The 16,068-nt window shown below is 65.8% G+C and carries 10 protein-coding genes; 7 read left to right on the forward strand and 3 right to left on the reverse strand.

The genetic code is table 11. From position 1 onward, the window contains the following. Positions 1-57 precede the first annotated feature (57 nt). Genes V5279_RS14760 through V5279_RS14770 form a run of 3 tightly spaced genes read left to right on the forward strand, consistent with a single transcriptional unit; the run spans position 58 to position 6,039 of the window. On the forward strand, positions 58-852 hold the full coding sequence (locus V5279_RS14760) for a DNA repair protein (RefSeq protein ID WP_338698465.1): 795 nt from the start codon (positions 58-60) through the stop codon (positions 850-852). Continuing rightward, positions 743-2,530 carry a DNA polymerase Y family protein gene (locus V5279_RS14765; protein ID WP_338698467.1) on the forward strand — a complete coding sequence of 596 codons (1,788 nt, stop codon included), beginning with the start codon at positions 743-745 and terminating at the stop codon, positions 2,528-2,530. Before V5279_RS14760 ends, V5279_RS14765 begins: the two co-directional genes overlap by 110 nt. Further along, positions 2,527-6,039 (forward strand): error-prone DNA polymerase, encoded by a 3,513-nt coding sequence (locus tag V5279_RS14770; protein WP_338698469.1) that lies wholly within the window; start codon positions 2,527-2,529, stop codon positions 6,037-6,039. Before V5279_RS14765 ends, V5279_RS14770 begins: the two co-directional genes overlap by 4 nt. A 177-nt stretch (positions 6,040-6,216) precedes the next feature. On the opposite strand, the gene V5279_RS14775 is transcribed toward V5279_RS14770, so the two are convergent. Further along, a complete protein-coding gene (locus V5279_RS14775) occupies positions 6,217-6,987 on the reverse strand; it encodes an SDR family NAD(P)-dependent oxidoreductase (RefSeq protein WP_338698471.1) in 771 nt (256 codons plus the stop codon). Between the two features lie 216 nt (positions 6,988-7,203). Here V5279_RS14775 and V5279_RS14780 point away from each other — a divergent pair, with 216 nt between their 5' ends. Continuing rightward, positions 7,204-7,740, forward strand: coding sequence for a GlcG/HbpS family heme-binding protein (locus V5279_RS14780; RefSeq protein ID WP_338698473.1), 537 nt, complete (start codon positions 7,204-7,206; stop codon positions 7,738-7,740). An 831-nt stretch (positions 7,741-8,571) separates the two neighbouring features. On the opposite strand, the gene V5279_RS14785 is transcribed toward V5279_RS14780, so the two are convergent. After that, positions 8,572-8,859: a hypothetical protein gene (locus V5279_RS14785; protein ID WP_166203732.1), complete on the reverse strand. Its 288-nt coding sequence runs from the start codon at positions 8,857-8,859 to the stop codon at positions 8,572-8,574. 95 nt (positions 8,860-8,954) lie between these two features. Here V5279_RS14785 and V5279_RS14790 point away from each other — a divergent pair, with 95 nt between their 5' ends. The 3 genes from V5279_RS14790 to V5279_RS14800 all read left to right on the forward strand — a co-directional run bounded on the left by V5279_RS14790 (position 8,955) and on the right by V5279_RS14800 (position 14,983). Next, positions 8,955-10,361 (forward strand): CoA transferase, encoded by a 1,407-nt coding sequence (locus V5279_RS14790; protein ID WP_338698476.1) that lies wholly within the window; start codon positions 8,955-8,957, stop codon positions 10,359-10,361. A 151-nt stretch (positions 10,362-10,512) separates the two neighbouring features. Beyond that, positions 10,513-11,760 carry an efflux RND transporter periplasmic adaptor subunit gene (locus V5279_RS14795; RefSeq protein ID WP_338698478.1) on the forward strand — a complete coding sequence of 416 codons (1,248 nt, stop codon included), beginning with the start codon at positions 10,513-10,515 and terminating at the stop codon, positions 11,758-11,760. An 88-nt stretch (positions 11,761-11,848) separates the two neighbouring features. Next, positions 11,849-14,983: a CusA/CzcA family heavy metal efflux RND transporter gene (locus V5279_RS14800; RefSeq protein WP_338698480.1), complete on the forward strand. Its 3,135-nt coding sequence runs from the start codon at positions 11,849-11,851 to the stop codon at positions 14,981-14,983. On the opposite strand, the gene V5279_RS14805 is transcribed toward V5279_RS14800, so the two are convergent. Continuing rightward, on the reverse strand, positions 14,976-15,944 hold the full coding sequence (locus tag V5279_RS14805) for an amidohydrolase family protein (RefSeq protein WP_338698482.1): 969 nt from the start codon (positions 15,942-15,944) through the stop codon (positions 14,976-14,978). The genes V5279_RS14800 and V5279_RS14805 overlap by 8 nt on opposite strands. Positions 15,945-16,068: the final 124 nt, after the last annotated feature.

Consider the following 16,068-nt stretch of genomic DNA (forward strand, 5'->3'; position numbering starts at 1 on the left):
AGTCCCTGGTTCGGATCAGTGACGGCCTCAAATTTTGGTTGGGAAGGAGCGGCGCATATGAACGGCGCACGCACGGGTACGCTTGCGTCTCTGCGCGGCAGCATCGCGCGCATCGAGGCGCCATCGGAGGCGGCGATGCCGAACCGCATCGCGCTTGGACACGCCAGCGCGGACGCGATGCTGCGCGGCGGGCTTGCGGCGGCAACGCTGCACGAGGTGTTCGCGGCCGGCCATCAAGGCGGGGCGGCGACCGGCTTCATCGCGGGGCTTGCCGGACGGCTGTCTGCGCGCAAGCCGCTGGTCTGGGTGCGGCAGGATTTTTCCGATCGCGAAAACGGCGCGCTGTCGATGCGCGGGCTCGCCGAGCTCGGCCTCGATCCGCGCCTGCTGGTCACGGTGCGCGCCGCCGATATCGACAATGGCCTCCGCACCGCGGCCGACGCGCTCGCCTGCGATGCGCTCGGCGCCGTCGTGCTCGAGGTCTGGGGCCATGCGCGCCAGCTCGACCTCGTCGCCAGCCGCAAATTGACCCTGGCCGCGCAAGCCTCCGGCGTCACCGCGCTGGTGCTGCGGATCGCGGCAACGGCGATCCCCTCGACCGCGGAGACGCGCTGGATCGTGCGCGCGGCGCATTCGCCGCCCGGCAATGCCGCAAGCGCCTGGGGCGCGCCGCGCTTCGACGCCGAACTCGTGCGCAATCGTCATGGCCCGGTCGGGCGATGGATCATGGAATGGAAATGTGATGAGTGCCAATTCAGTGAACCGTCGGCGTATCCTCAGCCTGTGGCTGCCACGTCTGCCCATCGACCGCATCAAGCGCAAGCTCGCGCAGGACATCGTCTCGCAAGCTGATGCGCGGGACATTCGGCAGGTGGTAGGGCTCCCTCTCCCGCTTGCGGGGGAGGGTTGGGGTGGGGGTCTCGCCACGAACGACGCTCTTCGTGGGGAGAGAGCCCCCACCCGGATCGCATCTAACGATGCGATCCGGCCTCCCCCGCAAGCGGGAGAGGCGAAGAAAGAATCTCGCTTTCCGCAGCAATCGACTGAGGCCCCCAGCGTCGTCGTCGCAAAGGACCACAACGCGATCCTGCTGCACGCGATCGACGAGGCGGCGGTGCGCGCCGGGCTGTCGATCGGGCTGCCGCTCGCCAATGCGCGGGCGATCTGTCCGGAGCTCACGGTCTACGACGCCGATCCGGCCGCCGATCTGAAGACGCTGAACGACATCGCCGACTGGTGCGACCGCTTCACGCCGCTGGTCGCGCTTGATCCGCCTTACGGGCTGTTCCTCGACATCACCGGCTGCGCACATCTGTTCGGCGGCGAGCGCGCGTTGCTGCAGATCGTGACCAATGCGCTGAGCCGGCGCGGCTTTGCGGTCAGCGCTGCGATATCAGGCACCTCGATCGCGGCCCGCACGCTGACGCGTTACACTTCCGGGCAGATCGTCGCCAGCGGCGCGGAAGCAGAGGCGGTCGGCCCGCTGCCGGTGTCGGCGCTCGGCGCCGATCCTGCCGTGACCACCGGCCTGCGCCGCGCGGGCTTGAAGACCATCGGCGACGTCGCCTCACGCGCCCCGCATGAAATCTCGGCACGGTTCGGCGCCGCCTTCACCACCCTGCTCAGCCACGCGCTCGGTCAGGGCGATGCCCCGATCAGCCCGCGCAAGCCGCTGCCCGATTACATCGTCGAGAAGCGTTTCCCCGAACCGGTCTCCACCGACACCGTGATCGCGCTGACGTTACAAAGCCTCGCCAAGATGCTGGTGACGGCGATGGACAAGCAGGGCAAGGGCGCCCGGCAGCTGGAGGCGAGCTTCTTCCGCACCGACGGCGCGGTGCGCGCGATCATGGTCGAGACCGGCCGTCCGGTGACGCGGCCCGAGATGATCGACCGCCTGTTCCGCGAGCGGCTCGATGCGCTCAATGATCCCCTTGATCCCGGCTTCGGTTTCGACCTCATTCGCCTTGCCGCCGGGCGTACCGAGATCGTGGTGCAGCAACAGCGCGATCTCGACACGTCAGTGCACGACAATGACGAGCTCTCGGCGCTGATCGACCGCATCGCCGCCCGCATCGGCGGCAAACGCGTCGTCGTGCATCTGCCGCTGGAGAGCCACATCCCCGAACGATCGGCGCTCGCGCTACCGGCGCAGCATCATCTGACTGCTGCCAGCGCCGCCGCCTGGCCGGAACGCGTCGCCGGCGAGCCGCCGCTGCGTCCCTTGCGGCTGTTCGATCGGCCCGAGCCGATCAAGGTGCCGTTCGCGAGCGTGCCCGACGGTCCGCCGCATCAATTCACCTGGCGGCGCGCGCAGCACGACGTGGTGCGGGTCGAGGGCCCCGAGCGCATCGCGATGGAATGGTGGAAGCAGGACGGCGCATCGCTGACCCGCGATTACTTCCGCGTCGAGGACGCCGAGGGCCAGCGCTTCTGGATCTTCCGCGACGGTCTCTATGAGAGCGAGCTGCGCGACGAGCAGGGCAAGCCGGTCCCCGCTAACTGGTATGTGCATGGGCTGTTCGCATGAATACGCCAACGCCTGATTATGCCGAGATCGGCATCACCAGCAATTTCTCCTTCCTGCGCGGCGGTTCCGATCCGCGCGCCTATGTGCATCAGGCGAGCGAACTCGGGATCCCCGTGATCGGGCTCGCCGATCACAACACGCTGGCCGGCGTGGTGCGCGCCTGGAAGGAGCTCGACAGCGAGAAGGTCGCTCATCCGCCAAAACTTTTGATCGGCGCCCGCATCGTCTTCATCGACGGCACGCCCGACATCCTGGTCTATCCGCGCGACCGCGCCGCCTATGGCCGGCTGTGCCAGCTGCTGACCCGCGGCAAGCGCGGCGGCGGCATCGAGCGCATCGAGAAGGGCGACTGCCGGCTCATTCTGTCCGATCTGCTCGACTTCGTCGAAGGCCAGCTGCTGGTGCTGGCGCTGCCGCATCGTTTCGAGGTGGCCGACGCGCTCGATCTGCTCGCGCAACTCAAGGCAAGTGCGGCCGATGGTGTCTGGCTCGCCGCAAGCCTGCTCTATCGTGGCGACGACAGGCGCCGCCTCGCGCGGCTGCATGGTCTCGCCACTGATGCCGGCGTGCCGCTGCTCGCCACCAACGAGGTGCTCTATCACCATCCCGCGCGCCGCCCGCTGCAGGACGTGCTGACCTGCATCCGCGAAAAGACCACGATCGAGGCTGTTGGCCGCAGGCTCGAGGCCAATGCCGAGCGGCATCTCAAGCCGGCGCATGAAATGATCAGGCTGTTCCGCGATCTCCCTGATGCGATCGCGGAAACCATGCGCTTCGCTGCGCGCATCTCCTTCGCGCTCGACCAGCTCAAATACCAGTATCCCGACGAGCCGGTGCCGCCGGGCAAGACCGCGCAGCAGCATCTGGAGGACCTGACCTGGGCCGGCGTCGACAAATATTTCGGCGGCGAGATCGACGAAAAACTTCGCACCACCCTGAACAAGGAGCTCGCGCTGATCGCCGAGCTGAAATACGCGCATTACTTCCTCACCGTGCATGACATCGTGCACTATGCGCGCAGCCAGAACATCCTGTGCCAGGGGCGGGGCTCGGCGGCGAATTCGGCGGTCTGCTACGTGCTTGGCGTCACCTCGGTCGATCCGACCAAGGTCGATCTGCTGTTCGAGCGCTTCATCTCCAAGGAGCGGCTGGAACCGCCCGACATCGACGTCGATTTCGAGCATTCGCGGCGCGAGGAGGTGATGCAGTATGTCTATCGCCGCTACGGCCGGCACCGCGCCGCCATCATCGCCACCATCATCCATTATCGTCCGCGCAGCGCGATCCGCGATGTCGGCAAGGCGCTCGGGCTGACCGAGGACGTCACCGCGGCGCTCGCCGACACCGTGTGGGGCAGCTGGGGCAAGGGCCTCAACGACATGCAGGTGCGCCAGGCCGGGCTCGACCCGAAAAATGCGATGATCAACCTCGCGGTCGAGTTCGCCACCGAGCTGATCGAGTTTCCGCGCCATCTCTCGCAGCATGTCGGCGGCTACGTGCTGACCCAGGACCGGCTCGACACCTATGTGCCGATCGGCAACGCCGCGATGGACGACCGCACCTTCATCGAATGGGACAAGGACGACGTCGACGCGCTTCACATGATGAAGGTCGACGTGCTGGCGCTGGGCATGCTGACCTGCATCCGCAAATGTTTCGACCTGATCGATGACCACAAGGGCGAGCGCTGGGAGCTCGCCTCGGTCCCGCAGGACGAGGAAGAAGTTTACGACATGCTGTGCCGCGGCGAGTCGCTCGGCGTGTTCCAGGTCGAGAGCCGGGCCCAGATGAACATGCTGCCGCGCTTGAGGCCGCGCACCTTCTACGACCTCGTCATCGAGGTCGCGATCGTGCGCCCCGGTCCGATCCAGGGCGACATGGTGCATCCTTATTTGCGGCGGAGAAACAAGCAGGAGCAGGTGACCTATCCATCGCCGGCGCCGGACCAGGGCGACAAGAACGAACTTTACAATGTGCTGCACAAGACGCTCGGCGTGCCGCTGTTCCAGGAGCAGGCGATGCGGATCGCGATCGAGGCGGCAAAGTTCACCTCGGAGGAAGCCAACGGCCTGCGCCGCTCGATGGCGACCTTCCGCAACCTCGGCACCATCGGCAGCTATGAGGAGAAGCTGGTCGGCAACATGGTGGCGCGCGGCTACGATCCGGACTTCGCCCGCAGCTGCTTCGACCAGATCAAGGGTTTTGGCTCCTACGGCTTCCCGGAAAGCCATGCCGCGAGCTTTGCGCAACTGGTCTACATCTCCTCATGGCTAAAACACCATCATCCCGATGCGTTCTGCTGCGGCCTGCTCAACTCGCAGCCGATGGGCTTCTACGCCCCGGCGCAGATCGTCGGCGACGCCCGCAACAACGGCGTCACGGTGCGCGAGGTCGACGTCTCCTTCAGCTTTGCGCAGAACACGCTGGAGGAGCGCGACGGGGACTATTGCGCGGTGCGGCTCGGCTTCCGCCAGATCGACGGGTTTCATTGGCTCGATGAGGATGAGGAGAGGTTGAAGCAGCTACAACTGTCATTCCGGGGCGCGCCTGTGCTCCCTCTCCCGCTTGCGGGGGAGGGCTGGGGTGGGGGTGTCTCCGCAAGCGACACTCTTTGTGAGGAGAGAGCCCCCACCCGGATCGCATCTGTCGATGCGATCCGGCCTCCCCCGCAAGCGGGAGAGGCGAAGCAAGAGAAAGACTGGGCCGACCGCATCGTCGCCGCGCGTAACCGAAAACCCTTCACGTCGCTGGAAGACTTCGCCCGCGACACGGCTCTGCCCAAGCGCGCGCTGATCCTGCTCGCCGACGCCGATGCGTTCCGTTCGCTCGGGCTCGACCGCCGCGAGGCGCTGTGGGCGGTGCGGCGGCTGCCGGATGACGTGCCGCTGCCGCTGTTCGAGGCCGCCACGGCGCGCGAGCAGCCGGATGAGGGCGCAAAGCCGCTGCCGGAGATGCCGCGTCCCGAGCAGGTGGTCGCCGACTATCAGACCATCCGCCTGTCGCTGAAGGGCCATCCGATGGAATTTTTGCGCGAGATGTTCACCAGGGAGCGCGTGGTCGCCTGCCACACCATCAACCAAAGCAACGACCGACGCCGCGTCAGCTGCGCCGGCGTCGTGCTGGTGCGGCAGCGGCCGGGCAGCGCCAAGGGCGTCGTGTTCATGACGCTGGAGGACGAGACCGGCATCGCCAACATCGTGGTGTGGCCGAAGGTGATGGAGCAGTACCGCAAGGAGGTGATGGGCGCGCGCTTGATCTTGGTCGAGGGCTATATCCAGAGCAGCCCCGAGGGCGTCACGCATCTGGTGGCGCAGCGCATGACCGACCGCTCCCACGATCTGATCGGCCTCGCCAACGAATCCCTCAGTCGCAAGCATCCGGTGCCGGCAGGCCCCGCGCTGATCGAGCCGCTGAACGACGACCGACGCGACCACGGCGACAACTCACCGCAAAAGATCCGCCACCCCCGCAACGTCCGCATCCTGCCGCCGTCACGGGATTTTCATTGAGGGTCGTGCTACGGCGACGCTCTCTCACCGTCACCCTGAGGAGGCCGCGGAGCGGCCGTCTCGAAGGGCGAACGGCCCGGCTTTCTCCGTGCGGCTGCCAGCGGGGCCGTGCATCCTTCGAGGCGCGCAAGTGCGCGCACCTCAGGATGACGGGGCGACCATGAATGTCGTGTTCCTCTAAAAATTCACCCGGTTCGAGATCGCGCCGTCGACGACGAGGTTCGAACCTGTTGTGAACGAGGAGATCGGGCTCGCCAGGAACACCGCTGCGCTCGCGATCTCCTGCGGCGTCGCCATGCGGCCGGTCGGATTGCGCGCCAGTGCGTCCTGGTACATCTTGGGCGCGTTCTGCTCGACCATGTTCCAGACGCCGCCCTTGAAATACACGGTGCCCGGCGACACCACGTTGACGCGGACTTTCTTCGCCGCGTATTGCCGCGCCAGTCCCTTTGCCATGTGCACCAGCGCCGCCTTGATCGGGCCGTAGGAGCCGGCGCGATCGGCTTGCGCTGCCGAGATCGACGAGATGAGGACGAAGGCCGCATCGCCGGTCTTTTCGCCGCTTGCTTCGAGGAACGGACGCGCTGCCTCGAAGGCGTTCACCGCGCCGAGCACGTCGAGCCGGAAATTCTGCTCCCACGATTCCGGATCGCCGCCTTGCGCCATGGCGCCGGCGTTGGAGAACAGCATGTCGATGCTGCCCAGTTCGGCCGCGGCATCCGCAATCCACGATTTCAGCGCCGCGCCGTCGGTGATGTCGACGGCGCTGCCGGTGGCGCGCACGCCGGCAGCCTTCAGCTCGGCCACGCTGGCCGCAACCTGCTCGGCATTGCGGGCGCACACCGCCACGCCTGCGCCTTCGCCGGCCAGCGTCGCCGCGATCGCCCGCCCGATGCCGCGCGTGCCGCCGAGCACGACGGCGTTTCGTCCCTTCAAACCCAGATCCATTCGCATGTCCTTTGCTGATGCGCGCGGACTGTAGCGTCCATCGCAGCACTGCGCGACCTCGATATTCCCTCGCGTCACGCGATTTTCATTGTAGCCAGGCGAATATCGCGGTGCACCCAATCCAATCCCGCCTTGTACGCCACAACTCAATTGCTATCGTCCCGCCGCCCGGACGATCGATCCGGGATCTGAATAACAACCATTCGGGAGCACTCCATGCGTTATTTCACTGCGCTCATCGGCGCGGCCTGCGTCGCGTTCGCTACCGCCACCGGCGCGTTTGCCCAGGTGGCGCCCAATCCCGACAATCCGAACGACGTCGTCGCCGATGCGCTCGCGCCGCCGCCCTATGGCGAGCCGATCAATCTGGAGACCGCCAAGAAGGTCGCCGCCGCGGCGGTCGCCGAGACCCAGAAGCGACACTGGAATGCGTTCTGCATCGCGATCGTCAATCCGGCCGGCGAGCTGGTCTATTTCGAGAAGCAGGACAACTGCCAATATGCCTCGATCGGTGTTTCGCAGCATAAGGCGCGCACCACGACGCGCTATCGCCGGCCCACGCTGGCGTTCGAAAACCTGATGGGCAAGGGAGCATACTTTTCCTATCTCGCGACGCTCGACGATGTGGTCGCCTCGCGCGGCGGGAATCTTCTTATCGTCGGCGGCAAGGTCGTCGGCGCCATCGGCGTCAGCGGCGGTTCGGGCTCGCAGGACAACGTGATCTCGCTCGCCGGCCAGGCCGCGCTGGAGTAGGGGCAACGACGTGATGCTTCTGCCGGGCTTCGGTCCGGCCGAAGTCCTCCGGCGCATGAATTGAGCGGGAATGAAAGATGGGTAGAGCGAAGCGAAACCCATCACCCCGTATCCGCGGCGCAAATGGGTATCGCTTCGCTCCATCCATCCTACAAGGCCGTCAATTATTTTGTTCGGCTTTTCAGAATTTAACTTGACGCCTGACCCAACTCAGATGTTCAATGCGTCCGTCTCACCCGATGAGGGGCGCTTCGCGGTCGTCACGAACGTGGGTCGAGATGCGGTGGACGCGGAATGCGCAACTGACGAGTGCGCATGAGGCGGACGGCGAAGTCGTGTGGTCCTGACGCCCTAGTGGCAGGTGTCCCCAAGCAAGGCGTGACAGCGTTTTGCGAAGGCGGTGACAAACAAGCCCAGTCTCGCCGGGGAGAGCACGAAATAAGCCGTAAAGCCATCGCGCAGGGAAAGCCGGATTGCTCCGGTTACACCTGTGGTCCTACCTCCCGTGCTTTTTGTTGCACGGGACCCATGGGTGCAATCGGCACCCGGCTTTCCCTGCGCCCTCTGATCGCAAGAGGGCACGACAAAACGCAACGCTCGGACAGATCATGTCGCGAGAGTGCTGAAGTGTGCCTTACACGAGAATGCTGACGTGGGGCTTACAAGTGGCTCAAATTCGGTGTCGTCCCATAACCACAAATGTTGATTGTCTCGAGACGCTGGGGCCACAGCGTCGTATAACGATGATCACCTGTGGTTATGGATCCTTGCTCCCGTGCGCAATTGCGCACTAGGCAGGGACGACGGTTGAATGCGGTCTTGCAGCCGCAGCTACTCCACCGCCGCACCGACCGGCGGTCCGCCCGGCGGACGGTGCAGGAAGGTGATCGATGCATAGGCGCCGACCCACGAGCCAAGTGCGGCGAAGGCGACATACACCCAGTTTTCGGTGTAACTGATCACCGCATAGGAGGAGAGCAGATACCAGATGCTGCTCCAGGTCGCCGCCGGCACGCGCTTGCGCGCCACGACCGCCGAGGTGAACATGACATAGACCGCGTCGGTGGCCGCGGTCGCGATGAAGACCGCGCCGGCGGTGAGGGGATCGATGGCAGCCATTGCAACTCCTGCAGAGCTAAGTATGACGGTCGGGTTCGGGCACCGCCTTATTGTCATCATGCGCAGGCATAGAATAATCGCAAAGAGGAATGCGCATGCAGGGCATCCGTGAAATCCTCGCCGATATGTGGACCGGCGCCGGCGGCGCGCCGTCCGCGCTCGACGCGGTCCGGCTGACCGGCAGCGAGCCGCAGCTGCCGTCGTCGTTCCGGGTCGCAGCCGCGGCGCAGGCTCCGATCGCCGCAGCCGGGCTTGGCGCGGCCGAGATCTGGAAGGCGCGCTGCGGCGAGCGGCAGGAGGTCGCGGTCGACATGCGCCACGCCGTCGTCGAATGCCGCAGCGAGCGTTATCTGCGCGTCGACGACAAGCCGCCGCCGCCGGCCTGGGACAAGATCGCCGGCGTCTACCGTGTCAAAGACGGGCGCTTCGTCCGCCTCCACACCAATTTCCCGCATCACCGCGACGCCGTCTGCAAGGTGCTGGGCTGCAACGCCGAGCGTGACGACGTCCAGGCGGCGCTGATGCAGTGGGATGGCGAGGCGTTCGAGACCGCGGCCTATGCCGCCGGCGGCGTCGTCGCCCTGATGCGCTCGCACGACGAATGGTCGGCGACGCCGCATGCCAAGGAGCTTGCAAAACTGCCGCTGATCTCGATCGAGAAGATCGGCGAGGCCGCGCCAAAGCCGTGGCCTGCCGGCGACCGCCCGCTGGCCGGCATCCGTGTGCTCGATCTGTCGCGCGTGATCGCAGGTCCCGTTGCCGGCCGCACGCTCGCCGCGCATGGCGCCGACGTGCTGCTGATTTCGGGCCCCGATCTGCCTGATATCCCCTGGCTCACCATCGACACCGGCCGCGGCAAGCTCGCGAGCTTCGTCGAGCTGAAGAGCGAGGAGGGACGGCGGGTGATGCGCGGTCTGGTGGCGCAGGCCGATATTCTCTCCCAGGGCTATCGTCCGCAGGCGATCGCGCGCCTCGGCTTCTCGCCGGAGGACGCCGCGCGCATCAACCCCGGGATCGTCTATGTGACACTCTCGGCTTATGGCCATGCTGGCCCATGGGCGGAGCGCCGCGGCTTCGATTCGCTGGTGCAGACCACGACCGGCTTCAATCATGCCGAGGGACAGGCGGCCGGCATCGACGGCCCGAAGGAATTGCCGGCCCAGATGCTCGATCACGCCACCGGATACTTCATGGCCTTCGGCGCCATGATGGCCAGGGCACGCCAGGCGCGCGAGGGCGGCAGCTGGCACGTTCGGGTGTCGCTGGCGCAGACCGGGCGCTGGCTGTGGAATCTCGGCCGCCTCGAAGCGGGCCTTGCGACCGCGGATCTGACCGCGGATGCGGTGCAGCCCTTCATCGAGCAGCTGCCATCAGGCTTTGGCACGCTGAGCTCGGTCCGGCACGCGGCCGTCCTGTCGAGGACCCCGGCCCGTTGGTCCCGTCCGGCCATGCCGCTCGGCAGCCATCCTCCGGAGTTTCCTGCCCCGGAGTTTCCCGGATGAGACATTCAGCAGCCATTCAGGGTATCCAAACTTTAACGACAGGCACTGCCGAAGTGCGATTTTTAGGTTGTTTGAAACGCCAATTCGGCACTATTAGCGCACCGCTGGGGCTGTCCCGCCGGAAGCTGCAACGATCGACCCCGCGGACCGCATGCTGAAAGAGTTTACCAAGAGAATGCAGAGCTTTAGCCGTCCGCGCCTGCTCGTGGCCGCGGCGGTGCTGGCGGCTGCCTGCGCGGGCGCCTATGGCTATACGCGTTTCGGCTCGGACAAGCAGACATCGTCAGAAGTCTCCAGCCAGTCCCGCAAGGGGGGGACGCGTTATGCGCCGTCGCCGGCCGAGTGGGCCAGCCTGACCTTCCAGAACGTGACTGAGCACACCTTCCGCTCCGAACTGGTGACGGAGGGCAAGATCGGGATCGATGAGGACCGCTCCACCCCGGTCTACTCGCCCTACACCGGGCGCGTCACCCGCCTGCTGGTGCGGCCGGGCGATTCTGTGGTGAAGGGGCAGCCGCTGTTCGTGATCGAGGCGGCCGACACTGTGCAGGCGCAGAACGATTACGTCGCGGCGATGACCGGCCTCAACAAGGCACAGTCGGCGCTCGACCTCGCGCAGATCCAGGAGAAGCGCGCCAAGGACCTGTCCGAGGGCAAGGCGATCCCGCTGAAGGACTATCAGCAGGCGCAGACGGCGCTGGTGCAGGCGCAGAACGATGCGCGCTCGGCGCAGACGCTGTTGGAAGCGGCGCAGAACAAGCTGCACATCCTCGGCTTCGGCGACGATGCGATCGTGACGCTGCAGCAGAAGGGCCGCCTCAATCCGGAGACGACGGTGTTCGCGCCGATCGGCGGCACCGTGGTCCAGCGCAAGGCCGGCCCCGGCCAGTATGTCTCGACCGGCGCCAGCGACCCGGTCTACGTGATCGGCGATCTCTCGACGGTCTGGCTGATCGCCTTTGTCCGCGAATCCGACGCCGACAGCGTTGCGGTCGGGCAGGACCTCTCCTTCAGCGTGATGGCGCTGCCGGGCAAGGTGCTGACCGCTCGCGTCAACTATGTCGCCGCCGCGATCGACGCGACCTCGCGCCGGCTTCTGGTCCGCGCCACCATCGACAACGCCGACAATCGGCTGAAGCCCGAGATGTTTGCCAATGTGACGCTTTATTCGAAGGGCGACCATCCGGCGGTCGGCGTGCCGAAGCAGGCGCTGATCTACGAGGGCGACCAGGTGCGGGTCTGGGTCGCGAGAGCCGACGACAAGACGATCGAGCTGCGCCAGATCAAGCCCGGGCTCATCAATGGCGACCTCGTCGAGGTGGCCGGCAATCTCAAGCCGGGCGAGCAGATCGTGACGAAGGGAAGCCTCTTCATCGACCGCGCCGCGTCAGGCACGTAAGAGCATGATCCGGAAAAGTGGGAACCGGTTTTCCGAATAGATCATGCTCAACAAGAAAAGTCCCTTCCAGTTGAAAGCGCCGATCTGAATGGATCGCCTCGTCGCCCTTGCCGCCAATCGCCGCTATTTGATGGTGGCCATGTTCGTCGCCGTCTTCATCGGCGGCCTGCTTGCGTTCAAGCAGCTCAACATCGAGGCCTATCCCGATCCGACCCCGCCGATGGTCGACATCGTGACGCAGAGCCCGGGTCTCTCGGCCGAGGAGATCGAGCGCTACATCACGATCCCGATCGAAACCCAGGTCGCCGGCATCAAGAACCTCAAGACCATCCGGACCATCTCGCTGTACGGTCTCTCCGACGTCAAGCTGCAGTTCTCCTTCGACTACACCTATGACGAAGCGCTGCAGCAAGTGCTCAACCGCCTCTCGCAGCTCGCGCCGCTGCCGGGCAACGTGCTGCCGGGCATCTCGCCGCTCAGCCCGATCGGCGAAATCTTCCGCTACCGGCTGAAGGGGCCGCCGAACTACAGCGTGCTCGACCTCAAGACGCTGCAGGACTGGGTGCTGCAGCGCCGCTTCCGCGCGGTGCCCGGCGTGATCGACGTCACCGGCTGGGGCGGCAAGACCAAGACCTACGAGATCCAGGTCGACTTCAACAAGCTGGTCGCCAACGGCCTGACGCTGCCGCAGGTCTTGCAGGCGGTTTCCAACGCCAACATCAATGTCGGCGGCAACACCGTGAACATCGGCTCGCAATCGGCCGTGGTGCGCGGCGTCGGGCTGATCCGCTCGATCGACGACCTCGCGAACACCATGGTCTCGCAGTCCGGCGGCAACCCGGTGCTGGTCCGCGACATCGCCCATGTCACGATCGGCGAGAAGCCGCGGCTCGGTATCGCCGGCCTCGACAATGACGACGACATCGTGCAGGGCATCGTGCTGATGCGGCGTGGCGAGCAGAGCTCGCCGACCATCACCCGCGTCGAGCAACTCGTCCACGAGATCAACCATTCCTCGATCCTGCCGCCGGGCGTGAAGATCGAGCGCATCTACGACCGCAAGGACCTGATCGAGCTCACCACCCACACGGTGCTGCACAACATGGTGGTCGGCATCCTCCTGATCGTGCTGCTACAGTGGATCTTCCTCGGCGATCTGCGCAGCGCGCTGATCGTCGGCGCGACGATCCCGTTCGCGCTGTTCTTTGCCGTGATCATCCTGGTGCTGCGCGGCGAGTCCGCCAATCTGCTGTCGGTCGGCGCGATCGATTTCGGCCTGATCGTCGACGCCACCGTGATCATGGTGGAGGCGATCTTCCGCCGGTTGTCGCAGACAACGGCGCTGTCGGACGCCGAGCAGGCGCATATCTCCGACGACACGATGATGGGGATGAAGAGCCACGCGATCCTGTCGGCGGCCGCCGACGTGTCGCGCTCAATCTTCTTTGCAGCCGCGATCATCATCGCCGCGTTCCTGCCGCTGTTCACGCTGAGCGGCGTCGAAGGCAACATCTTCGGTCCGATGGCGCGCACCTATGCCTACGCGCTGGCCGGCGGCCTGCTTGCGACCTTCACGGTGACGCCGGCGCTGAGCGCGATCATCCTGCCGGCGCATATCCACGAGACCGAGACCTGGATCGTCAAGAAGCTCGATGCGATCTACGTGCCGGTCCTGAACTGGGCGATCGCCAACCGCAAGATCGTGATGGCCGGCGCCGCCGGCCTCGTGGTCATGACCATCATCTTCGCGCGCTTCCTCGGCCTCGAATTCCTGCCCAAGCTGGAAGAGGGCAATCTGTGGATCCGCGCCACGCTGCCGCCGACGATCTCGCTGCAGGAAGGCAACGCCTACGTCAACGAGATGCGGAAACTGATCCGCAGCCGCCCGGAGGTGGTCTCGGTGGTGTCGCAGCACGGCCGACCCGACGACGGCACCGACGCGGCCGGGCTGTTCAACGCCGAATTCTTCGCGCCGCTGAAGCCCGCCGGCGAATGGCCCGATACCCACGACAAGGACGTGCTCACCGCGCAATTGCTGACGCAACTGCAGGAGAAGTTCCCGGGCGTCGAATTCAACTTCTCGCAATATCTGCAGGACAACGTCTCGGAAGCGGTGTCCGGCGTGAAGGGCGAGAACTCGATCAAGCTCTACGGCAACGATCTGCAGGCGCTGACCGACACCGCCAACAAGATCAAGTCGGTGCTGTCGACCGTTCAGGGAGTCACCGACCTTGCGGTGTTCACCTCGCTCGGGCAGCCGACGATCCAGATCGACGTCGATCGGGCGCGTGCCGCGCGCTATGGCCTGTCGCCGGGCGACATCAACGCCACGATCAGGGTCGCGGTCGGCGGCGACAGCGCCGGCGACCTCTATGAGCCCGGCAGCGACCGGCACTTCCCGATCATCGTCCGGCTTGCGCCGGAATATCGCAAGAGCGCGGAGGCGATCCAGAACCTGCGGATCGGGGTGGCGAACGCCAATGGCGGCATCACCCAGATCCCGCTCAGCGAAGTTGCCTCGATCAAGCTGATCTCCGGCGCGGCCTATATCTACCGCGAGCAGCAGGAGCGCTATCTGCCGATCAAGTTCTCGGTGCGCGAGCGCGACCTCGGCAGCGCGATCCGGGAGGCGCAGCAGAAGATCGAGGAGCAGGTGCAGCTGCCGCCGGGTTCGCGTGTCGAGTGGGTCGGCGAGTTCGGCAATCTGCAGGATGCGATCAAGCGGCTGTCGATCGTGGTGCCGATCAGCCTGGCGCTGATCGCAGTGCTGCTGTTCTTCAACTTCGGCTCGATGGTCGACACTCTGCTGGCGATGAGCGTGATCCCGATGGCGATCTTCGGCGGCGTGCTCGGGCTGCTGATCTCGGGGATTCCGTTCAGCGTGTCGGCGGCGATAGGCTTCATCGCGCTGTTCGGCATCGCCGTGATGGACGGCATCATCATCCTGTCGCAGTTCAACCAGCTGATCGACGAAGGCTATGACCGGATGCGCGCGGTGATCCGCACCGGCGAGTTGCAGCTGCGTCCGGTGCTGATGACCTGCGTCGTGGCCGGCGTCGGCCTGCTGCCGGCGGCGGTGTCGGAGGGGATCGGCTCCCAGGTGCAGAAGCCGCTCGCCATCGTCGTCGTCACCGGCATGATGCTGGCGCCGCTCGTTATCCTGATCACGCTGCCGGTCCTGATCTCCTATTTCTCACGCCGGCCGAAGGACAACGTCAGGTGAAGCCGTAGAGCCGTGCCGGATTGTCGACCAGGATGGTCTTGCGGACTGCGGCGTCCGGCGCCCAGACCGGCAGCTGGTTGAGGAGGCGGCCGTCGTCGATCTGGTACAGCGGCGTCACGTCGGTGACATTCTTGCCTTGCGGCGTCACCGAATCCGGGTGCGGCCAGTCGGTGCCCCAGACGACGCGCTCGGCATTGGCCGCGATCAGTGCCTGCGCCAGCGGCGTGGCGTCGGCATAGTCGGGCGCGAGCTTGGAGGCGCGGTAGGCGCCGGAAATCTTGACGTAGGCCTTGCCCGACTTGACGAGCGCGAGCAGGTCGGCAAATCCCGGCTGGCCGGTGCCGAGCGCGGCCTCGGCGCCGCCGAAATGGTCGAACACGACCGGCACCGGCGCTGTCGCGACCAGATCCTTGATCGCGGAGATCATGGCGAGGCTGGTGAACAGCTGCACGTGCCAGCCGCGCGCCTTCATCCGCTCGATCGCTGCCGTGAAGCGCTGCCGGCCGACATTGGGATCATTGACGCCGCCGGTCGCGAGGTTGAGGCGGATGCCGCGGAAGCCGGCCTTGTGCATGGCGTCGAGATCGCCCTCGCTGGTCTTGTCGTCGATCACCGCGACGCCGCGCGCCGTCGGCCCGCGGGCCGTCATGCCGAACAGCGACGACGAATTATCGGGGCCGTAGACGCTCGGCGTCACGATCACCACGCGCTCGACATGCAGCGCCTTGTGCAGCGCGCTCATCTCCTCCGGCGAGGCCGGCTCCGGCGTATAGACGCGGCCGGCGAAGAACGGGAACTTGTCGGGATCGCCATGGATGTGGGTGTGGCAGTCGCACGCACCGGCAGGCACGTCGAAGTTCACCGGGGTGGATGGTTGCGATGGCTTGGAAAAAGCGTTGCTGCTGGTCATGGTCACTCCGGCTGCGATGGAAGCCAGCATCATATCGCGTCGCGTCAGCATTGGACGTCTCCCTGCGTGCTCGGCTGTTATGCGCGTGAACCGCGCGCCGGCATTATCGGTTGCCGGCGGGGGCGGAGGTTATCGGCGGAGAGCGCGGGCGGGAAGGGCCGGTTCGATGTGCGAA

The organism is Bradyrhizobium sp. 26S5 (genome assembly GCF_036923295.1).
In the GTDB taxonomy this organism is placed as follows: domain Bacteria; phylum Pseudomonadota; class Alphaproteobacteria; order Rhizobiales; family Xanthobacteraceae; genus Bradyrhizobium; species Bradyrhizobium septentrionale.